The organism is Citrobacter europaeus (genome assembly GCA_020099315.1).
Lineage (GTDB): Bacteria > Pseudomonadota > Gammaproteobacteria > Enterobacterales > Enterobacteriaceae > Citrobacter > Citrobacter europaeus.
In genome coordinates this window covers 2,722,638-2,742,695 of record CP083650.1, presented here as the reverse complement: position 1 = coordinate 2,742,695, position 20,058 = coordinate 2,722,638, and the positions used below count along the sequence as shown (strand labels likewise).

The following is a 20,058-nucleotide window of genomic DNA, read 5'->3' as shown; positions in this document are numbered from 1 at the left end:
TATGGCGCTTACAAAAGCTGAAATGTCAGAATATCTGTTTGATAAGCTTGGGCTTAGCAAGCGGGATGCCAAAGAACTGGTCGAGCTGTTTTTCGAAGAGATCCGTCGTGCTCTGGAAAATGGTGAGCAGGTAAAACTCTCTGGTTTTGGTAACTTCGATCTGCGTGATAAGAATCAACGTCCGGGACGTAACCCGAAAACGGGCGAAGATATTCCCATTACAGCACGGCGCGTGGTGACCTTCAGACCCGGACAGAAGTTAAAAAGCCGGGTCGAAAACGCAACGCCCAAAGAAGAGTGATTTAACGATACGCAGAGTATGACGCGTATAACTAAAAAGGCCGCTATGCGGCCTTTTTCCTTTTCACTACTGAATCAGCACCGTAGAATCACCTCCATCTCTTTTCAGCAGAATGGAAAACATGCTGACTTTCGCCCATCAACAGCAGCGACGAAACGTGCGCTGGATACTGTCACTGTCAGTACTGATGCTACTGGCAACGATTCTAAGCTTGTGCGCAGGAGAACAGTGGATCGCCCCCGGAGACTGGTTCAGCGCCCGCGGCGATCTGTTCGTCTGGCAAATTCGACTTCCCCGTACTCTTGCCGTTTTGCTGGTAGGCGCTGCGTTGGCCTTATCAGGAGCCGTGATGCAAGCTCTATTTGAAAACCCGCTCGCAGAGCCTGGATTACTGGGCGTGTCTAACGGCGCGGGAGTCGGGCTTATCGCAGCGGTGCTGCTGGGGCAGGGGCAACTCCCCGGCTGGGCGTTGGGCTTATGCGCTATCGCTGGGGCGCTGATTATCACGCTTATTCTGCTACGTTTTGCCCGACGTCATTTGTCTACCAGCCGCCTGTTGTTGGCGGGAGTAGCGCTGGGGATTATCTGTAGCGCGTTGATGACATGGGCCATCTACTTCTCCACGTCTTTTGATTTGCGACAGCTGATGTACTGGATGATGGGGGGCTTTGGTGGCGTAGACTGGCATCAGGCCTGGCTCATGGTGGCGTTGATTCCGGTGCTGGTGTGGATCTGCTGTCAGTCGCAGCCGATGAATATGCTGGCGCTGGGGGAGACTTCCGCACGTCAGCTGGGACTGCCCCTGTGGTTCTGGCGCAACCTGCTGGTGGTCGCCACTGGCTGGATGGTTGGCGTAAGCGTGGCTCTGGCCGGAGCGATTGGCTTTATCGGGCTGGTGATCCCACATATTTTGCGGCTGTGCGGCTTAACCGATCACCGCGTGTTGCTGCCGGGCTGTGCGTTGGCTGGTGCAATCGTACTACTGTTTGCTGATGTTGTCGCGCGTCTGGTGCTGGCCTCGGCTGAGCTGCCAATCGGCGTGGTGACGGCCACCATGGGCGCACCGGTATTTATCTGGCTATTGTTAAAAGCCGCGCGCTAGAACGCGTTGGTTCGGTCTATGATTAAAAACTGAAAATTCACCTGTTGTTCTGGAGATGCTATGCAAAACACTATTCTCGATACAGAAGTGACGACCATCGACGGTGAGGCTACCTCACTGCAGCCGTATTCCGGAAATGTGCTGTTAATCGTCAACGTGGCTTCAAAATGTGGACTGACGCCGCAATACGAGCAACTGGAGAATCTGCAGAAAGCCTGGCATCAACAGGGTTTTACTGTCCTTGGGTTCCCTTGTAACCAGTTTCTGGGTCAGGAGCCGGGCAGCGAAGAGGAAATAAAAACGTATTGCAGTACCACCTGGGGCGTTACCTTCCCAATGTTCAGTAAAATTGACGTTAACGGCGAGGGACGCCATCCGCTGTATCAGAAGCTGATTGATGCCGCGCCAACGGCCACTGCGCCTGCGGATAGTGGGTTCTATGAGCGTATGGCGAGTAAAGGTCGGGCACCGCTCTACCCGGACGATATTCTATGGAATTTCGAGAAGTTTTTAGTGGGGCGAGATGGTCAGGTATTGCAACGATTCTCACCCGATATGACGCCTGAGGATCCCATTCTGGTGCAATCTATCAAGAAGGCGCTGGCAAACTAATGTCTCGATTGATGCAGCTACAGGACGTAGCGGAATCGACCCGTCTCGGCCCGCTTTCTGGTGAGATAAAAGCCGGAGAGATCCTGCATTTAGTGGGGCCTAACGGTGCTGGAAAGAGCACGCTGTTGGCACGAATGGCGGGGCTGACGACCGGTGAGGGCAGCATCACCTTTGGTGATATGCCGCTGGACGAATGGCCGTCAGCAAAGCTGGCGCAATACCGCGCCTATCTGGCGCAACAGCAAAACCCTCCGTTTGCGATGCCGGTCTGGCATTTTCTGACGCTGCATCAGCCAGACAAAGCGCGCACCGATCTGTTACAGGAAGTCGCTGATGCGCTTGGGCTTGGGGATAAGCTGGGGCGCAGCGTGAATCAGCTCTCCGGCGGTGAGTGGCAGCGCGTGCGTCTGGCTGCGGTTATCCTGCAGATTAGCCCGCAAGCGAATCCATTCGGCCAACTTTTACTGCTGGATGAGCCGATGAACAGCCTGGACGTGGCGCAACAAAACGCGCTGGACCGCTTGTTGAGTCGGCTGTGTCTGCAGGGCATAGCGATTGTCATGAGCAGCCATGACCTTAATCACACCTTACGTCATGCGCATAAGGCCTGGCTCCTCAAACGTGGGAAGTTGCTTGCCAGCGGCGCTCGTGATGCGGTACTCACGCCCGCCAATCTGTCTGCGGCTTATGGCGTGAACTTCCGTCGTTTGGATATTGAAGGCCACAGAATGCTCATATCAACCACTTAAGTTAAATGGGTTCTTGAAAATCATATAATTTCCACGCTAAATTGGCATAAAAATATAATTCAGAGGATTCGTCCTGAATGCGCTTTTGGCTTCTTTTCATCACAGCATTGTTTTTGGCGGGCTGCAGCAGCCATCGTGCTCCTGCGCCAAATGCCCGATTGTCGGATTCTATCGCGGTTATCGCCGGTCTTAATGACCAGCTACAAACCTGGCATGGCACACCCTATCGTTATGGCGGCATGAGCCGTAGCGGGGTGGATTGTTCTGGATTTGTTTTGATGACAATGCGCGATAAATTCGATCTGCAACTCCCGCGTGATACGCGCACGCAATCAAAGATTGGTACCGAAATTGATAAAGACGATTTGCTGCCCGGCGATCTGGTTTTCTTTAAAACCGGGTCTGGGGAAAGTGGTCTGCATGTCGGAATTTACGATACCAATAATCAATTTATTCATGCCTCAACCAGCCGTGGAGTGATGCGCTCGTCCCTGGACAACGTTTACTGGCGTAAAAACTTTTGGCAGGCGCGACGTATTTAATCCTCATTAGTCTCGAGGTCGCTCAGGACTGTGCGGCCTCGGCATTTCCATTTGAAAGTCACTTTTTAATTCTGCCATCAGCCGGACAATACCCCTGAACAGTAAGAGTGTATCTTGCTAAAAATATGATTTATCCCGAGATATTAAAAAGTGCAAAGCTGGATATTCGCTTATAATCAGGATAAGCTAAAAAAAAGGATTCGATTTACTGGCTATAAAGGGAAAAATGAAAGGGCCTCTACTTGCATCAGCAATAACGTATTTCTCCATCCTTTGCTACAGGATGCCGGATAACACCTATGCAGAGGGGCTGGCGCGATGATTGTTTCACTGGATACTCTTTACCATTCAGAGTTTTCTTTTTTGCCTGCGAGAAGCGAAAAAGGCGATCTTGAATACGTCGATATCATCACCAGTTTCGCCAGCGCGGATGGGGATGTGCGTATACCCACTGAGCTGGTCCTACCTCGGATGTCGGATGAAGAGCAATATCGCTTATTTACCGAAAAGCTTGAATTAATCGAAACGTGCCAACATTTTTTTATTCAGCGAAATGTCCTGGCCTGGATTAATTTAACGCCGGCAATTGCTAATACTTTATTATCAGATGCTAAATTTGCTTCACAAGTTGAACGATTTTCATTTCTGGAACTGGCTATTAATGAAAACTATCCAGAGTTAAATAATGGAAAAGAGAATCCAACGCTGGCCGCGCTGGCGGCGAGATTTCCATTAGTTCTGACAAACTATGGTGCTGGCGGTATATCCACCCGGGCAATTTTTGATGGGCTGTTCAAACGCGTTGTGTTAGATAAAAACTTTGTTCAACAAAGGATTACACATATTTCGTTTGAGCCGTTTATGCGGGCTATTCTGGCACAGTTATCTCCCAGCAGTGAGTCAATCATCATTAGCGGTATCGATACGCCAGAGATGTTAGCGCGCGTACTGCCTTTGGGATTCAGCGCCATACAGGGCGCGCTGTGGCCCGCCGTGCCACCGGCACAGATAATTTCGTTATCCAGAATATAACCCTTTTATTTGCTGGTGTTTAACAGGCTTTTAACAGTCTACACTAGAGACAGGAGGCCCTATGACCCTGTCTTTTACCACTCGCTGGCGTGATGAATTACCAGCAACCTATACAGCACTTTCGCCGACACCCCTGAAAAACGCACGCCTGATCTGGCATAACGATGCGCTGGCGGAGCAATTAGCTATTCCTGAGTCGCTTTTTGATATTCCGGGCGGAGCGGGTGTTTGGGGTGGCGAATCGCTGCTCCCCGGGATGTCGCCTCTAGCGCAAGTGTATAGCGGACATCAGTTTGGCGTCTGGGCAGGCCAGCTTGGCGATGGCCGCGGGATCCTGCTGGGCGAGCAACGACTCGCTGATGGCTCAACGTTTGACTGGCACCTGAAAGGCGCCGGACTTACGCCTTATTCCCGTATGGGGGATGGGCGCGCCGTACTGCGCTCAACAATTCGCGAAAGCCTGGCCAGCGAAGCGATGCACTACCTGGGCATACCAACCACGCGGGCATTGTCGATTGTTACCAGCGACACGCCGGTGTATCGCGAAACGGTAGAAACAGGGGCGATGCTCATTCGCGTGGCGCAAAGCCATATGCGTTTTGGCCATTTTGAACACTTCTACTATCGCCGCGAGCCGGAAAAAGTGCGTCAGTTGGCTGATTTTGCAATTCGCCATTATTGGTCGCAATGGCAGGAAGAAGCCGATAAGTACCAGCTGTGGTTTAACGATGTTGTCACGCGTACAGCGACGTTAATCGCTGACTGGCAAGCGGTAGGATTTGCGCATGGAGTCATGAACACGGACAACATGTCGATTCTGGGACTGACGATGGATTACGGTCCATTCGGTTTTCTTGATGACTACGAGCCCGATTTTATCTGCAACCACTCGGACAACCAGGGACGATACAGTTTCGATAATCAACCGGCCGCGGCGCTGTGGAACTTGCAACGTCTGGCGCAAACCCTGTCGCCATTTATCCCGGTCGAGACGCTCAATGATGCGCTGGACGGTTACCAACTGGCGCTGTTAACTCGCTACGGTCAGCGGATGCGGCAAAAGCTCGGCTTCTTTAGCGAGCAGAAAGACGATAACGAATTGCTAAGCGAACTGTTTAGTCTGATGGCGAGGGAAAGAAGTGACTATACGCGAACGTTTCGTATGCTCAGCCAAACGGAACAACACAGTGCGCAATCCCCACTGCGCGATGAGTTTATCGACCGCGCGGCGTTTGACGACTGGTTCACGCGGTATCGCTCGCGTCTGCAGCAAGACAACATTGCTGACGCAGTCAGACAAACGCAGATGAAGGCGGCTAATCCGGCGATGGTATTACGTAACTGGCTGGCGCAACGGGCGATTAGTCAGGCAGAGCAGGGGGATTACGCCGAGCTGCATCGGTTGCACCAGGCGTTGCGTACCCCGTTTACCGATCGTGATGATGACTATGTCAGCCGTCCACCTGACTGGGGTAAACGGCTGGAAGTGAGCTGTTCAAGTTAAGGGGCCAGAAACACCTGCGGAGATCCGTTGGCCGGATGCTGGCCAACGTGTACCTGAGCGCCATACCAGCGCTTCAGGTCATCGGCCTGTAGCACGCTCTCAGGCGTTCCCTGCGATACCAACCTGCCATCGTGCAGCAACACTATTCTGTCCGCCCATAGTGCGGCGAGGTTCAGATCGTGAAGCACAATGCACACATGTAGCTCTCCCGAAGCGGTTAGCGTCTTCAGCAAGCGCAACAGGTGCTGCTGGTGATAAAGATCCAGCGCAGAGGTGGGTTCATCAAGGAATAACCAACCGCGAGGCGCGCCGTGGCACCAAAGTTGCGCCAGTGCACGGGCCAACTGCACTCGCTGTTGCTCGCCGCCGGAAAGTGCGGCGTATTGCCGGCCCGCCAACGGTGTGCACCCGGTCATTTCCATTACCTGAGCGATAAGCCGGGGTTCCTGCTGTTGGGTCCAGGGCGCACGTCCCATCGCGATGACGGCCTCTACCGGCCAGTCAAATCCCAGTTGCGTTTGCTGGCGCATTACCGCCCGATGCCGCGACAACGTTTGGGTAGGCCACTCCTCCAGCGGTTTGCCCGCCAGCACGCAGCGTCCGGTTGCCGGTTTGAGAAAACCGGTCAGCAGGCGCAGCAGGGTGGATTTTCCCGCACCGTTTGGGCCGATGAGCGCCACCAGTTCACCTTTTGCGAGGGCGAGTGATACATCGTCAATTACCGCTCTGCCAGCCACGCGATAATGAAGCCCTTCAGCGATGAAATGTTCAGCCATGCGGTCCTCGCTGACGAAAAATAAGCCATAAAAACCACGGTGCGCCGAGAAGACTGGTCAACAGACCGACCGGCATCTCTGCAGGGGCAACCGCCGTACGGGCCAACGTGTCGGCAATCAGTAACAGAAACGCGCCCGCCAGCACGGATCCCGGAATAACGGCCCGATGATCTGAGCCAAGCCACATGCGCATCAGATGCGGGATAACCAACCCGATAAATCCAATTACGCCGCTTACCGCCACGGCTGCGGCAACCAGCAATGCGCTACAAAGCAGCAAAATACGCTGAACGGTACGCACATCTACGCCGAGATAATGCGCCTCTTCCTCACCCAACTGCAGCAGGTTCAGTGCCGGCGCCAGACGCCAGATAATCAGCACCGTCGGGATAGTCAGCGAGGTTACCGCCAGCAGCGTGGACCATTGTGCAGCCCCCAGACTTCCCATTCCCCATAGCGACAGCTGGCGCAGTTGCGCATCATTACTGACCCACGACAGAACGCCAACCGCCGCCCCGCAAAGTGCGTTGATGGCAATACCGACCAGTAGCAGACGCGAGAGTGATCCGTCGCGCTGTTGGCTGAGGATAAAAATCACCACCGTTGCCGCCAGGGCACCCATAAAAGCGGCCAGCATTGGGGCGTACAGCATCAGCAGCGCGGGCAAAGAGACAGGCAGTACCACCCACAGGGCGACGGCGCAGGCGGCGCCGCTGCTTATCCCCAGTAATCCCGGGTCAGCTAGCGGGTTGCGAAACAGTCCCTGCATCACGCAGCCTGCGAGCGCCAGAGAGCCGCCAATCACCAGCGCCAGCAGGACGCGCGGCAGACGAATTGTGAGCCAGATTTGACGCAGTGCCTCATCGCCATCATGCCAGAGCAGACTTACCGGCAGGCGCAACGCGCCAAAACCGGTAGCCAGGATTGTCATCATGACTAATATGAGTGCGAGCGCCCATAAAGAATAACTGATACGTCGGGACATCAGGGCAATTGCTCTGCTTTAGCGCGAAGCTGCAAAATGGCCTGCGGCGTACGCACGCTGAAGCCGAGTAGCGCCATATCATCCACCTGTAACACCTGTTTATTCCGCCCGGCAGGCGTTAGCGCAAGGCCCGGCAGCGCCCACAGGTTATCTTCGCCACCCATCGCCTTAACGCCGTCCTGTGAAATCACCACCAGATCGGGCTGGCTGGCAATGACGCCTTCCTGTGACAGCGGCTGATAGCGGTTAACGCCCTGCATGGCGTTGTGCAAACCGGCGGCACGAATAGCCGCATCGGCTCCGGTTTGCTGGCCCGCCGCCATTGCGGTCATCCCGCCATGATTAAGAATAAACAGCACGCGTTTGTTTAGTTCAGATGATGGCAACGCCGCCATTTCCTGACGTAAGCTGGCGCGCAGCGTTTCGCCTTCGGCCTGCCGATGGGTTGCTTCGGCGATGACGCGAATTTTTTCATCAATCACCTCAAGATCGTTGCTCGCCGGGATCGTAACAACCCTGACGTTGCTCTGCTCAAGCTGTTTTAGCGCCAGAGAGGGCTGTGCCTGCGCGCTGGCAAGGACCAGCGTAGGGCGTGTAGCAAGGATCCCTTCGGCGTTGAGCTGGCGTAAGTAACCAACATCCGGTAGCGCGTTTGCTGCTTCAGGCCACTGGCTGGTGCTGTCTCGCGCTACAAGGGAAGACTGTGCTCCCAGTGCGTATACAATCTCGGTAACATCGCCACCGAGTGCAACAACCCGTTCCCCGGCAGCAGCCAGCGCTGCAATGGGCAGCAGCGCGATCAGGACCAGCAGTTTTTTCATGCGGCCAGTCCTTTCGGCGTCAGCGCGTCAATCTGTGCACGCCATTGCGTCTGCTCCGGCTCGCCTTCCGTACGTTGACCGTACAACTGGGCAATTTGCGTGCCGTCGGCAGCAAACAGTTCCAGACTGGTGACGTGTCCATCGGCGGTCGGTTTGCGCGTTACCCATGTTTCTGCCACGCTCTCTTCCAGCAGGTGTAAGGTAAATGCCGGGTTGAATATATTCAGCCAGCCTTTCATCGGTACCAATTTTTCAATCACGCCGGTAAAAATCTGTACGCAGCCGCGATTACCCACAAAGATCATGATTTCATTGCCATCCTGACGCGCGGTGTCGAGTAACTGCGCCAGTGCGCTATTAGAAACTTTACAGGCCAGATCGTCGCCCACCAGATTAAACGCCTGTTGGCGGGTGAGGTCGTGGCGTTTCAGCAGACCGAAGAACTGATGGACATCGGTCATTGCTCGCCACTCTTGATCAACGGTCTGCGCATCGACCGTGACGACGGCGGGAGCAGAATTGTTGGCGGGTTGCAGCACCAGTGGCGGGTTTTCGGCAAAGATGAATCGGGTCAGCAACGCCGCCCAATCCTCAATGAGGGTATTCTGCGTGGCGTAGACCTTCAGCAGCGCATCTCCCTGATGGTCAAAGAACTGGATGCTCTGACGTTCGCCGTGGGCGGTTGTTTCGCTGATATGAAATACGCTTGCCCACTGATTGAGGAACAGGCGCAGGTCGAGGGCGCGCGGATTAAGAACCAGCCCGGCATGACCGTTGAGGTGCTGATTGGTAAAAGCACCCACCTGCTCATGTACCGCGTATTCGTTGCGGCAAATGCATTTGGTTTCGCCTACGGTTTCCAGTGCGCCGAGGATTTCGCGTACTTCGCCACGTAAGCGCCAGGCGTCATGACCGACGCGGGCGAAGGTCAGTTCGGCTTCGCTAATATTCATCAACCCCGCAATGTCACGTGCGTATTTGCCAGGATTTTCTTTCTTCAGTTCCAGCCAGCGTGTGTAATGATTCATTGTCTCTTCCTTCCAGATTGCTACCCCGGCGAACCGGGGAAAAGTGATTACCACTGATAACTCACGAAAATTTTGCCATTACGACCATCCTGCGGAATGCCTTGCGGCGACCAGTACTCTTTGTCGAAGGCGTTGCCCAGTACCAGTGTGGTGGTCATACCTTTCAGCGCTTGTTGGCCCTGATAGCTCACGTAGAAATCGTTTACCGCATAGCCGGGCTGTTTAGTGTAGCTGCTGCTGATATGCGTTGAACGATCGGCAAATGTCCCTATCCAGCCCACGGAGAATCCGCTGTGCGCAACCGGCACGTTCAGTTTGCTGGTGACCGTATCTGGGTTAATGCTGGAAATGTATTCTCCCGTGTCAGTATCTTTGCCGCGCGTACGGTTATAGGCCATGTCGAGGCTGAACAGATCGGCGGAATATTTCGCCATGACGTCCCAGCCCCAGATTTTCGCGTTGGGGACGTTATAAGACATCGTTGTTGCGGCGGCGAAGTCGACGCTGGTGGAGATGTAATCTTTCGCTTTGGTGTCGAAATAGCTGGCTTTAAATTCGAGCGCATCGCTTGCCATCAGCAGATCGTCAAAGCGCAGACCAAATCCGTATTCCTGTGTTTCGTTGGTTTCCGGACGCAGGTTAGGGTTTGGCACCCAGTAGTTGGTGTAGAAACGGCCAATCGAGAAGTGTTTCGCATCGTTATACATCTCGCCCATAGTCGGCGCACGGAAGGCCTGAGCGTAAGAACCAAACAGCATCAGCCAGTCTGCTGGCGCAACGGTGAGTCCGGCGCGGGACGACCATTTATCGGCATCGACATCTTCATAGCCGTCGCTGCTGCCGCGATAAGAGTCATAACGGGTACCGCCCAGCAGCGTAACCGGCAGATCGCGCAGGGTGATTTCATCCTGTAGCCAGCCGGAGCTGAAATCGATCTTTGCCTCTGGGAAACCGGTGGTTGTGCCACCTGGCTGTTGTTCCTGACGATAGTACTCACCGCCGTAGGTCAGCAGGTGAGATGCGAAAGAGTCGGTAAACAGGCGGGTACGGTTGTCGAGTTTACCGCCTTTGGTCGTCTGCTTGCGAAACTCGCCGGTGTTATCCGTGTTTTGTGCATTAATGCGCGCTTCGGACCAGTAAATACGAGCATCCGCGTTCAGCCAGTCATTGTCCGCCGGGGAGAGCGTGTAGGTCAGTTGCGCATCGCGCTGGATCGTTGAACGGTTGGTCATCGGGTTGCTGGTGGCATCCGCTGCGCTGGTTTGTGGATTTTTAGGTTCACGGGCGTCATTGTTGTAGTAACGCAGCGAACCGGCCAGCGTCTGGGCGCTGTCAATTTTCCAACTGCCTTTCGCCAGCATATTGTTGATCGCTTCGTCGTTTGGCGCTGTTGTACCGTCACTCTGACGCAAATCACCACGATCGCGACTCGACCAGGCAAGCAGTCCGTCCAGCGTATCGGTGCGCCCAAAAGCGCTGGCGCCCATACCGAGGCTGTGATCGCCGGTTGCCGCAGTACCGAACACGCGATAACCGCTGTTTTGTCCGGCTTCCAGCAGATCTTTGGCATCCGCTGTGTCATAGGCGATAACGCCGCCCAGCGCACCGCTGCCGTACAGCAGTGCAGAAGGGCCGCGTACGACTTCGATGCGTTTGATAAGCGCCGGGTCGAGGAAGGTACTGTTCAGGTGTCCGGTGTCGGTGCCCTGACGAACGCCGTCAACCAGCACCAGAACGCCGCGTCGATCGTAGCCGCGTAGATTCACGTCCTGGCCATTGGTACGACCTGTGCCATCGAGGGTCAGACCCGGAACCGTCCGCAACAGATCGGCTGCCGAGCTGGCGGTCTGGTTTTCTGGGGCCGTGGCATCAATCACGCTGACCATCATCGGCGCTTCAAAGGCGCTACGGGCATTGCCAGTGGCGGTAACGGTCATATCTTCAACCGCCGCATAAGCGACGGCGGGCAGGTTACTGATAATCGCCAGCGCCAACAGTGATGGACGCAGGGATGCAGTGTGCAGGTGTGGCATAGCAACTCTCCATTAGGAAATCGAAAAGCGCTGGCTGCCTGGGGATTACCTGGGTGGCTGGCGAAAAGTGTTGTTTATTTAGTCAGAATGAGTTTTCCGGCTTGGGTCTGGCGCAGCAGATAGAGCTGACCATCGTGTTCTATGATCACGCGTCCCTCTTTGCCCAATAGACTTTTACTGTCAATTCGACGCTCGTTTGGCGCGACAGCAGGGGGGGCTTTCTCTTTTGCGTGCGTTGTTGTTGTGTTATCCATACGTGAAATAGTTTTTAAAAATAACAATCAATTTAACAATGATAATCATTATCATCAAACTGCAAATTTGCGGCAAGCATTTTTGTGAAATAATTGTGACGAGAATAGATTTTGTACAACAAGGAGGGGAAAAACAAAGGATTAGCGCCGGGCAACGTGATGTTACCCGGCGAACAACATTAAAAACGGCTATCAACCGCAGAGGCGAGTTTTTCAACCAGCAGTTCAGTATCTTCCCAGTTCAGGCATGGGTCGGTAATGGACTGACCGTAAACCAGCGGCTGGCCGCTAACGATTTTTTGCGTACCTTCACGCAGGAAACTCTCCGCCATAATCCCGGCAATCGCCGTCGAACCGTTGCGAATTTGCTGACACACGTCATCACAAACGTCCAACTGACGACGATGCTGCTTCTGGCAATTGCCGTGGCTAAAATCGACTACCAGATGCTCAGGCAGGGAAAATTCGTGCAGGGTATCGCAGGCGGCGGCAATATCTTCAGCATAATAATTCGGCTTTTTACCGCCGCGCATAATGATATGTCCGTAAGGATTACCGCTGGTTTGATAAATGGTCATCTGGCCGGTTTTATCCGGAGAGAGGAACATGTGGCTGGCGCGGGAGGCGCGGATCGCATCGACAGCGATACGCGTGTTGCCATCCGTGCCGTTTTTAAAGCCGACCGGACAGGAGAGCGCAGACGCCATTTCACGGTGGATTTGGCTTTCGGTGGTGCGCGCGCCAATGGCTCCCCAACTGATTAAATCGGCAATAAACTGACCGGTCACCATGTCGAGGAATTCTGTTGCCGTGGGTACGCCCAGTTCATTGACCTGCAACAGCAGCTTGCGCGCCAGTTCAATGCCGTGGTTCACGCGGTAGCTGCCGTTTAAATCCGGGTCGGAAATTAAGCCTTTCCAGCCCACGACGGTGCGCGGTTTTTCAAAATAGGTGCGCATCACGATTTCCAGGCGCGCCTGATGTTTTTCGCGCAGCCCCTGCAAGCGGGTAGCGTATTCCATGGCGGCATCAAGATCGTGAATCGAGCAGGGACCTACGATCACCAGCAAACGAGCGTCTTCACCATTTAATATTTTTTCTATCCGACGTCGGGATTCCGTGACATGACGGGCGACGGAGGAAGAAACAGGATGCCGTTGCGCAAGCTCTGCTGGAGTGACCAGATTGTCAATACGCGCAGTACGGAGTTCATCGGTTCTGTTCATTACTTGTCTCAGAAATTTGTTGCTTCAACGGCAGGACTACCGGGAAGTGATGTACATCACAATATCACACTCATCCTGCCTGGTGGCGAGCATAATAACAAAAAATCGAACCAGTGTACTAGCATTCTAGTACATGCGGCGATTCAGCCCCATTATGTCGAGGATCTTGGTAGCAATCTCTTCTACCGAATAATTGGTACTGTTCAGCCATGGGATCTGATTTTTACGATACAGCGCTTCCACCTCAGCCACCTCCATACGGCACTGGCGCATGGAGGCGTAACGGCTGTTCTCCCGGCGCTCTTCGCGGATGGCCGCCAGGCGCTCAGGGTCGATGGTCAGGCCGAATAATTTATGCTGTAACGGCTTCAGTGACGCTGGCAGCACCAGATTATCCATATCATCGGCAATAAAGGGGTAGTTGGCCGCACGAATACCAAACTGCATCGCCAGATACAAACTGGTTGGGGTTTTGCCGCAGCGAGAAACGCCGAGCAGGATCACCTGCGCCTGATCGAGGTTGCGCAACGAAATACCGTCGTCATGGGCCAGGGTGTAATCAATGGCGGCAATGCGCGCATCGTACTTGTTGAGGTTGCCGGGATTCAGACCGTGGGTACGATGGGCTATCGGCGTGGGATCGAGCTTCATTTCGTGCTGCAGTGGGGCAACCAATGCCTGCACGATATCCTGACAAAATCCTTCGCTTTGTAGAATGATTGAGCGAATTTCCGGCAAGACGATGGAGTAAAACACCAGAGGGCGCACCCCAGTTTGTTGGTAGATCGCGTCAATCTGGTCTTTGACCGCCCGCGCACGACTCTCATTTTCCACAAACGGCAGCGTAATGCTGCTGATCGTGACCGGAAATTGCGACATTACCGCGTGGCCCAATACCTCGGCGGTGATGGCCGTACCATCAGAAATATAAAATACGTGACGATCAACAGCATTATCCATTTTGCTCATCCTGGGGCTGACATAATTCTCTGAAAGCATAAATTAAAATTCGCCAGAAGCGAATATTGCTGCATCTATTTTATAAAATGAAACGGTATTTTTATATTTAATGAAAAGTACATTTCATTTTTCGGAACAAATGTTTATACCGATAGTTTTTGTGGAGATCCCCTGTGGTTCGCGGGTTTGCGCAAATGCGTAAACAATCTGAAAAAATAAAAAATAAAGTTGCTTGAACGATTCACCGTTTTTTTCGTTGAGGTAAATATGCAAAGATAATTACGCAAAATTGAGTTTCCTAACCTCGTTCATATATAAGGATTGTTCGATGTCCAACAATGGCTCGTCACCGCTGGTGCTTTGGTATAACCAACTCGGCATGAATGATGTAGACAGAGTTGGGGGCAAAAATGCCTCCCTGGGTGAAATGATTACTAACCTTTCCGGTATGGGTGTTTCCGTACCGAATGGTTTTGCAACGACCGCCGATGCCTTTAACCAGTTTCTGGACCAGAGCGGTGTAAACCAGCGCATTTATGAGCTGCTGGACAAAACGGATATTGACGACGTCACCGAGCTTGCGAAAGCCGGTGCACAGATCCGCCAGTGGATTATCGACACTCCTTTCCAGCCGGAGCTGGAGAATGCCGTTCGCGATGCCTACGCGCAGCTTTCAGCGGACGATGCCCATGCTTCTTTTGCCGTGCGCTCTTCCGCTACCGCAGAAGATATGCCAGATGCGTCATTTGCCGGTCAGCAGGAAACCTTCCTCAACGTCCAGGGATTTGATGCCGTACTGGTTGCTATCAAACACGTATTTGCCTCGCTGTTTAACGACCGCGCGATCTCTTATCGTGTTCACCAGGGCTATGACCATCGTGGCGTGGCGCTCTCCGCTGGCGTCCAGCGGATGGTTCGCTCAGACCTCGCGTCTTCTGGCGTAATGTTCTCCATCGATACCGAATCTGGTTTCGATCAGGTGGTGTTTATCACTTCCGCATGGGGCCTGGGTGAAATGGTCGTGCAGGGTGCCGTTAACCCGGATGAATTCTACGTGCACAAACCGACTCTGGCGGCTGACCGTCCGGCGATCGTCCGTCGCACAATGGGTTCGAAAAAAATCCGCATGGTCTACGCGCCAACCCAGGAACACGGTAAGCAGGTAACGATTGAAGATGTACCGCAGGAACAGCGCGACATTTTCTCCCTGACCAACGCAGAAGTGCAGGAGCTGGCGAAGCAGGCGGGACAGATCGAGAAGCACTACGGTCGTCCGATGGACATCGAATGGGCGAAAGACGGTCATACCGGCAAGCTGTTCATTGTGCAGGCGCGCCCGGAAACCGTGCGTTCTCGCGGCCAGGTCATGGAGCGTTATACGCTGCATGCCCAGGGTAAAATTATTGCTGAAGGTCGTGCTATCGGCCATCGCATTGGCGCGGGCCCGGTCAAAGTCATTCATGACATCAGCGAAATGAACCGTATCGAGCCAGGCGACGTACTGGTTACCGACATGACCGACCCGGACTGGGAACCGATCATGAAGAAAGCGGCGGCGATTGTGACCAACCGTGGCGGTCGTACCTGTCACGCGGCGATCATTGCCCGCGAACTGGGGATCCCGGCCGTGGTAGGCTGTGGCGATGCCACCGAGCGCATGAAAGACGGTGAGAAGGTAACCGTTTCCTGTGCCGAAGGGGATACTGGTTATGTTTACGCTGACATGCTCGACTTTAGCGTGAAGAGCTCCAGCGTGGAGACCATGCCGGATCTGCCGTTGAAGGTGATGATGAACGTCGGTAACCCGGATCGGGCTTTCGACTTCGCCTGCCTGCCAAACGAAGGCGTCGGCCTGGCGCGTCTGGAATTTATCATCAACCGTATGATTGGCGTGCACCCGCGTGCGTTGCTGGAGTTCGATGATCAGACGCCTGAGCTGCAAAACGAAATCCGCGGCATGATGAAAGGTTTCGATTCCCCACGTGAATTCTACGTCGGTCGTTTGACGGAAGGGATTGCAACGCTGGGGGCGGCGTTTTATCCAAAACGCGTCATCGTGCGTATGTCGGACTTTAAGTCCAATGAATATGCCAACCTCGTTGGTGGTGAGCGTTATGAGCCGCATGAAGAGAACCCGATGCTGGGCTTCCGCGGGGCGGGCCGCTACGTTGCAGATAGCTTCCGTGACTGCTTCGCGCTGGAATGTGATGCAGTGAAACGTGTCCGTAACGATATGGGCCTGACTAACGTTGAAGTGATGGTACCGTTTGTGCGTACCGTTGCTCAGGCGAAAGCGGTAGTAGAAGAGCTGGCGCGTCAGGGTCTGAAACGCGGTGAGAACGGACTGAAGATCATTATGATGTGTGAGATCCCGTCCAACGCCTTGCTGGCCGAGCAGTTCCTTGAGTACTTTGACGGCTTCTCCATCGGCTCAAACGACATGACGCAGTTAGCGCTGGGTCTGGACCGTGACTCTGGTGTGGTTTCTGAACTGTTTGATGAGCGTAACGACGCGGTGAAAGCGTTGCTGTCGATGGCGATTCGCGCAGCTAAGAAACAGGGTAAATACGTGGGTATTTGCGGTCAGGGACCATCCGACCACGAAGACTTCGCGGCCTGGCTGATGGAAGAGGGTATCGACAGCCTGTCGCTGAACCCGGACACCGTCGTGCAGACCTGGCTGAGCCTGGCTGAACTGAACAAGTAACATCATGCCTTATCCGGCCTATTCAATGTAGGCCGGATAAGACGCAAGAGCGTCGCCATCCGGCATTTTATCCTGCAACGATCTCCATACTCTCCACGTTTAAACGCTGAATAATATCCTGACGCAGCTGGTATTTTCGTATCTTACCGGACGCCGTGCGCGGTAACTTCTCGACAATCACGACATGCTCCGGATATTTATACTTTGCCACCCGTTTGCGGCTAAAAAAGGCCACCACTGATTCCAGCGAGAGTGAGTGATGCGGAGGTTTCAGCACCACGTAAGCACACGACCGTTCACCTAAGCGTTCGTCCGGCATCGCGACAACGCAGGCATCATGAATGCGTGGGTGCTGCAATAAAATGTCCTCAACTTCGCGACTGCTGATGTTTTCCCCTCCGCGCACAATAATATCTTTTTTTCGTCCGGTGATTTTGATGTATCCCGCGTCGTCCATTCGGCATAAATCGCCACTGTAATACCAGCCGTCCTTATCCAGCGCGCGAGCGGTTAGTTCGGGTTCGTCGAGGTAGCCCATAAAAACATTGGGACCACGCGAGGCCTCTTCACCTTCTACTCCTGCGGGCAGGGTATTGCGCGCTTCATCGACGACTTTAATTTCGACGCCTGCGGCAGCATAGCCGTCGGTTGTCATCATGCGGGAGGGTGAATCATCGAGATTGACCAGCGCATGCGGCGAGCTCTCCGTAGAACCATAAATACTTAACAATTTAATGCCTCGCTGTTGGCAGTCACGGGCAATCTTTTGCGGAATAGTGGTGCCTCCGCATAAGAAAAAACGCAGTGAGGTGAGATCGCAGGGCCGTTTTTCCATGCTACATAACATGTCGTAGACGAAGGGCGTAGCTCCGAGCACGCAGGTACAGCGTTGTTGCTCCAGCAGTTCAAGACAAGCTGTTGGGGTGAAAATATCCAACAATACGCTGCGCGCGCCGATTAAAAACGGCGCGGTAACGCCATGCAGAAAACCGGTAGCGTGTCCAAGTGGAGCGGGCATCAAAAACACATCCTGCCAGGTAAGGTTGAGGCGGGCGCAGTAGGCACGCTCGCTGGCAAGGATGTTGTTGTGGGTTAACATGACGCCTTTCGGCATTCCCTCGGTCCCGGAGGTAAACAGCACGGCAGCCAGTTCATCGGCGTGAACGTTAATCATCTGAGTTAACGGTGGCGCTAAAAGCAACTGGCTGAGCGCCAGCGAGGTTGTTGCTGGCGCCAGTTTATCTACGGCGACAATCTGTTGCAGATGCGGCAACTGGTTTTGTAAGGGGAGGATCAGATCGACCGGTCGGGTCTGCTTAAAAAGCGTTGGTGCGAAAAAAATCTTCGCCTGGCATTTGTTCAGTACCCATACCAACTCCGCTTCGCGCCAGGCAGGCAACAGTGGGACGGAAACCGCTCCGGTTTTCAGGCAGGCCAGATAGATAATGGTAAATTCGCACCAGCCCGGCAACTGAAAGGCAATGCGATCGCCGGGTTGAATACCGCAGGCTAAAAACCAGGTTGCCAGACTGCTGGCAGCACCGTCGAGTGCGGCGTAAGTGTACGAAGCGCCATGATTATCAACCACGGCGATTTTATCCGGCATGGCTCTGGCCGTTTGGCACCAGTAGTCGCTAAGCGAAGCATCTCCCCATAAACCCTGTTTTCGCCAGGCTTCGCGGCGTTCGGCGTTAAACGTTAGTGTGATACTCATGAAGTTATTCCCTGGATGATTTCGGCATACATCTGACCGGATGGCCAGCGGGGCCAATCCGGCGGACAACATGCAAAACCCGCTAGCCGTAGCGGAAATCGACGCCAAATGTTCCGAGCGGATATTCCCATTGTGTGAGGATCGTGTCGCCGCACAGCACCCGGCAGGTGCCGCACTCCAGACAGCCTGCGGAGTCAAAATGAATATTGCCACTCTCATCCTGCTTATACAGTCCGGCGGGGCAGGCTTTCAGCAGCTTGCGAAATTCATTAAGGTCGGGGTGCTCAGCCAGGATGATGTGCGGATGACCTTCATCGACATTAAATTTATTGACGCCCAGTTTGACGTCGACGTTAACGTTATTGTCCTGATTCATAGCGCGGTTGCCCCCATGATGCCGTCTTTCAGTAGGTTCATCAGCCCAACTTTTCTGGCATGGGACATGATCATCTTGCGAACCGGCTGATTTGGGCGTCCGTCAACGGTAAACATATCGCTCATAATATCGGCCACCATGCGGGGATACTGGGTAAACAGGCGCGGGTTTTCCATCAGCGCCGGGATCTTGCGAAAATGCTGCAAATCACGCATCACGCAGCCCTGTTCGAGGGCGCGTTTGTAGTCCTTCAGGCTAGTGGCTGAGTAATCCTGACGTTCTTTGGCTGCAATGGCTGTCTTGGCGGCGGCTTCTGCGGAGGCTATCGCCAAATCCATGCCACGCACCGTGTAACCCAGATTCAGACAGAAACCAGCGGCATCGCCGACGATCATCACACCGTCATCAACCAGCTTCGGAACCATTGCCAGTCCACCTTCTGGTACCATATGTGCGGAGTACTCCAGCAGTTCGCCGCCGGCAATCAACGGACGAATTGTCGGGTGTTGCTTAAAGTCTTCCAGCATTTGTGGAATGCTTTTCGTCGCATGGGCAATCTCTCCCAGTCCACACACCAGACCCAAAGAGATGGAGTTCTGGTTGGTATACAGAAATCCTCCGCCCATCAGTCCATCTGACGGCGAGCCTGCAAACAGCCAGGCTGCACCTTCGTTGCCTGACAGGTTGAATCGATCCGCAATGACCGCCGACGGTAAGCCGATCAGCTCTTTCACGCCAACGGCATAGTGCTGTGCAGAAGAGGGAGGCACCATCCCCAGTGACCGTCCCAGGATAGAATTGACGCCATCGGCAAGGATAACCATATTGGCTTCCAGGATGTCGTCCCCGGCTTGCACGCCGGTGACTTTATTACCTTCGCGGATTAGTGCGTCGACGCGCACGCCGGGAATGAACTGTACGCCAGCCTGTTCCGCTTTTTCCATAAGCCATGGGTCGAGCCTGTTGCGCAAAACTGTCCAGGAATCCTGCGCTGGCGCGTTGTCTTTCTCACTATGGAAGTCGAGGGTAACGGCGCTTTCTTCGGTCAGAAAGGAGATTTTTTCGCGGGTCACTTTACGTTCGAGCGGTGCTTCCTGCGCAAATCCAGGCATGATACGCTCAAGGCTGTGCGCGTAGAGTCTCCCACCGGTCATATTTTTACTGCCTGCGCTGTTGCCGCGTTCGATGACCAGTACGTCCAGTCCTGCCTGGGCCATAACGTAGCCTGCAATTGTACCCGCTACGCCAGCACCGACCACAATGGCATCAAATTTTTCATCTGACATGCTTTATGCTCCTTTCCCGCCGCGAGGCAGCGGGAGATGTGCGTTAAAGA

19 protein-coding genes are annotated in these 20,058 nt (G+C 54.0%); 8 read left to right on the top strand and 11 right to left on the bottom strand.

What is annotated here, in order from left to right; translation table 11 throughout:
- Position 1: 1 nt before the first annotated feature.
- The 7 genes from ihfA (at position 2) to LA337_12940 (ending at position 5,842) form a co-directional block, all read left to right on the top strand.
- Complete coding sequence (gene ihfA / locus LA337_12970; GenBank protein ID UBI14115.1) at positions 2 to 301, top strand: integration host factor subunit alpha; 300 nt, start codon at positions 2 to 4, stop codon at positions 299 to 301.
- A 121-nt stretch (positions 302 to 422) separates the two neighbouring features.
- Positions 423 to 1,403, top strand: a complete 981-nt coding sequence (gene btuC / locus LA337_12965) for a vitamin B12 ABC transporter permease BtuC (protein UBI14114.1) — start codon at positions 423 to 425, stop codon at positions 1,401 to 1,403.
- A gap of 60 nt (positions 1,404 to 1,463) precedes the next feature.
- Positions 1,464 to 2,015: a glutathione peroxidase gene (locus LA337_12960; GenBank protein ID UBI14113.1), complete on the top strand. Its 552-nt coding sequence runs from the start codon at positions 1,464 to 1,466 to the stop codon at positions 2,013 to 2,015.
- Positions 2,015 to 2,764, top strand: coding sequence for a vitamin B12 ABC transporter ATP-binding protein BtuD (gene btuD, locus LA337_12955; protein UBI14112.1), 750 nt, complete (start codon positions 2,015 to 2,017; stop codon positions 2,762 to 2,764). The genes LA337_12960 and btuD overlap by 1 nt, the downstream gene beginning before the upstream one ends.
- Positions 2,765 to 2,841: 77 nt before the next feature.
- On the top strand, positions 2,842 to 3,306 hold the full coding sequence (locus LA337_12950) for a C40 family peptidase (protein UBI14111.1): 465 nt from the start codon (positions 2,842 to 2,844) through the stop codon (positions 3,304 to 3,306).
- Between the two features lie 318 nt (positions 3,307 to 3,624).
- Positions 3,625 to 4,338 carry an EAL domain-containing protein gene (locus tag LA337_12945; GenBank protein UBI14110.1) on the top strand — a complete coding sequence of 238 codons (714 nt, stop codon included), beginning with the start codon at positions 3,625 to 3,627 and terminating at the stop codon, positions 4,336 to 4,338.
- Between the two features lie 61 nt (positions 4,339 to 4,399).
- Positions 4,400 to 5,842, top strand: coding sequence for a YdiU family protein (locus tag LA337_12940; GenBank protein UBI14109.1), 1,443 nt, complete (start codon positions 4,400 to 4,402; stop codon positions 5,840 to 5,842).
- On the opposite strand, the gene LA337_12935 is transcribed toward LA337_12940, so the two are convergent.
- The 8 genes from LA337_12935 to ppsR form a co-directional block, all read right to left on the bottom strand.
- Positions 5,839 to 6,618, bottom strand: a complete 780-nt coding sequence (locus LA337_12935) for a heme ABC transporter ATP-binding protein (GenBank protein UBI14108.1) — start codon at positions 6,616 to 6,618, stop codon at positions 5,839 to 5,841. The two genes, LA337_12940 and LA337_12935, sit on opposite strands and share 4 nt — an antisense overlap.
- On the bottom strand, positions 6,611 to 7,603 hold the full coding sequence (locus tag LA337_12930) for an iron ABC transporter permease (GenBank protein UBI14107.1): 993 nt from the start codon (positions 7,601 to 7,603) through the stop codon (positions 6,611 to 6,613). Before LA337_12930 ends, LA337_12935 begins: the two co-directional genes overlap by 8 nt.
- Positions 7,603 to 8,424: a hemin ABC transporter substrate-binding protein gene (locus tag LA337_12925; GenBank protein UBI14106.1), complete on the bottom strand. Its 822-nt coding sequence runs from the start codon at positions 8,422 to 8,424 to the stop codon at positions 7,603 to 7,605. Before LA337_12925 ends, LA337_12930 begins: the two co-directional genes overlap by 1 nt.
- The gene (chuS, locus tag LA337_12920) at positions 8,421 to 9,452 is read right to left on the bottom strand and encodes a hematinate-forming heme oxygenase ChuS (GenBank protein UBI14105.1); all 1,032 of its coding nucleotides are present in this window, start codon (positions 9,450 to 9,452) and stop codon (positions 8,421 to 8,423) included. Before chuS ends, LA337_12925 begins: the two co-directional genes overlap by 4 nt.
- Before the next feature lie 47 nt (positions 9,453 to 9,499).
- Positions 9,500 to 11,485: a TonB-dependent hemoglobin/transferrin/lactoferrin family receptor gene (locus tag LA337_12915; protein ID UBI14104.1), complete on the bottom strand. Its 1,986-nt coding sequence runs from the start codon at positions 11,483 to 11,485 to the stop codon at positions 9,500 to 9,502.
- 74 nt (positions 11,486 to 11,559) lie between these two features.
- On the bottom strand, positions 11,560 to 11,739 hold the full coding sequence (gene hemP, locus LA337_12910) for a hemin uptake protein HemP (protein UBI14103.1): 180 nt from the start codon (positions 11,737 to 11,739) through the stop codon (positions 11,560 to 11,562).
- 179 nt (positions 11,740 to 11,918) lie between these two features.
- The gene (aroH, locus tag LA337_12905) at positions 11,919 to 12,965 is read right to left on the bottom strand and encodes a 3-deoxy-7-phosphoheptulonate synthase AroH (GenBank protein UBI14102.1); all 1,047 of its coding nucleotides are present in this window, start codon (positions 12,963 to 12,965) and stop codon (positions 11,919 to 11,921) included.
- A gap of 126 nt (positions 12,966 to 13,091) precedes the next feature.
- Entirely contained in the window at positions 13,092 to 13,925 is an 834-nt protein-coding gene (gene ppsR, locus LA337_12900; protein UBI14101.1) for a posphoenolpyruvate synthetase regulatory kinase/phosphorylase PpsR, read from the bottom strand.
- Positions 13,926 to 14,253: 328 nt separating this feature from the next.
- Between ppsR and ppsA the strand changes: the two genes are divergently transcribed.
- Positions 14,254 to 16,632: a phosphoenolpyruvate synthase gene (ppsA, locus tag LA337_12895; protein ID UBI14100.1), complete on the top strand. Its 2,379-nt coding sequence runs from the start codon at positions 14,254 to 14,256 to the stop codon at positions 16,630 to 16,632.
- Positions 16,633 to 16,699: 67 nt separating this feature from the next.
- On the opposite strand, the gene fadK is transcribed toward ppsA, so the two are convergent.
- The 3 genes from fadK to LA337_12880 all read right to left on the bottom strand — a co-directional run bounded on the left by fadK (position 16,700) and on the right by LA337_12880 (position 20,008).
- Entirely contained in the window at positions 16,700 to 18,346 is a 1,647-nt protein-coding gene (fadK, locus tag LA337_12890; protein UBI14099.1) for a medium-chain fatty-acid--CoA ligase, read from the bottom strand.
- 82 nt (positions 18,347 to 18,428) lie between these two features.
- Complete coding sequence (locus LA337_12885) at positions 18,429 to 18,722, bottom strand: ferredoxin family protein (GenBank protein UBI14098.1); 294 nt, start codon at positions 18,720 to 18,722, stop codon at positions 18,429 to 18,431.
- Entirely contained in the window at positions 18,719 to 20,008 is a 1,290-nt protein-coding gene (locus LA337_12880; GenBank protein ID UBI14097.1) for an FAD-dependent oxidoreductase, read from the bottom strand. The genes LA337_12885 and LA337_12880 overlap by 4 nt, the downstream gene beginning before the upstream one ends.
- Positions 20,009 to 20,058 lie beyond the last annotated feature (50 nt).

Excerpts from the sequence above, each read along its gene's own strand:
- LA337_12935 (UBI14108.1), bottom strand. The coding sequence starts at position 6,618 with ATGGCTGAACATTTCATCGCTGAAGGGCTTCATTATCGCGTGGCTGGC.
- LA337_12885 (UBI14098.1), bottom strand. The coding sequence starts at position 18,722 with ATGAATCAGGACAATAACGTTAACGTCGACGTCAAACTGGGCGTCAAT.
- btuC (UBI14114.1), top strand. The coding sequence starts at position 423 with ATGCTGACTTTCGCCCATCAACAGCAGCGACGAAACGTGCGCTGGATA.
- fadK (UBI14099.1), bottom strand. The coding sequence starts at position 18,346 with ATGAGTATCACACTAACGTTTAACGCCGAACGCCGCGAAGCCTGGCGA.
- btuD (UBI14112.1), top strand. The coding sequence starts at position 2,015 with ATGTCTCGATTGATGCAGCTACAGGACGTAGCGGAATCGACCCGTCTC.
- LA337_12950 (UBI14111.1), top strand. The coding sequence starts at position 2,842 with ATGCGCTTTTGGCTTCTTTTCATCACAGCATTGTTTTTGGCGGGCTGC.
- LA337_12930 (UBI14107.1), bottom strand. The coding sequence starts at position 7,603 with ATGTCCCGACGTATCAGTTATTCTTTATGGGCGCTCGCACTCATATTA.
- LA337_12925 (UBI14106.1), bottom strand. The coding sequence starts at position 8,424 with ATGAAAAAACTGCTGGTCCTGATCGCGCTGCTGCCCATTGCAGCGCTG.
- LA337_12915 (UBI14104.1), bottom strand. The coding sequence starts at position 11,485 with ATGCCACACCTGCACACTGCATCCCTGCGTCCATCACTGTTGGCGCTG.
- LA337_12945 (UBI14110.1), top strand. The coding sequence starts at position 3,625 with ATGATTGTTTCACTGGATACTCTTTACCATTCAGAGTTTTCTTTTTTG.
- LA337_12940 (UBI14109.1), top strand. The coding sequence starts at position 4,400 with ATGACCCTGTCTTTTACCACTCGCTGGCGTGATGAATTACCAGCAACC.
- hemP (UBI14103.1), bottom strand. The coding sequence starts at position 11,739 with ATGGATAACACAACAACAACGCACGCAAAAGAGAAAGCCCCCCCTGCT.
- LA337_12960 (UBI14113.1), top strand. The coding sequence starts at position 1,464 with ATGCAAAACACTATTCTCGATACAGAAGTGACGACCATCGACGGTGAG.
- chuS (UBI14105.1), bottom strand. The coding sequence starts at position 9,452 with ATGAATCATTACACACGCTGGCTGGAACTGAAGAAAGAAAATCCTGGC.
- ppsA (UBI14100.1), top strand. The coding sequence starts at position 14,254 with ATGTCCAACAATGGCTCGTCACCGCTGGTGCTTTGGTATAACCAACTC.
- ppsR (UBI14101.1), bottom strand. The coding sequence starts at position 13,925 with ATGGATAATGCTGTTGATCGTCACGTATTTTATATTTCTGATGGTACG.
- LA337_12880 (UBI14097.1), bottom strand. The coding sequence starts at position 20,008 with ATGTCAGATGAAAAATTTGATGCCATTGTGGTCGGTGCTGGCGTAGCG.
- ihfA (UBI14115.1), top strand. The coding sequence starts at position 2 with ATGGCGCTTACAAAAGCTGAAATGTCAGAATATCTGTTTGATAAGCTT.
- aroH (UBI14102.1), bottom strand. The coding sequence starts at position 12,965 with ATGAACAGAACCGATGAACTCCGTACTGCGCGTATTGACAATCTGGTC.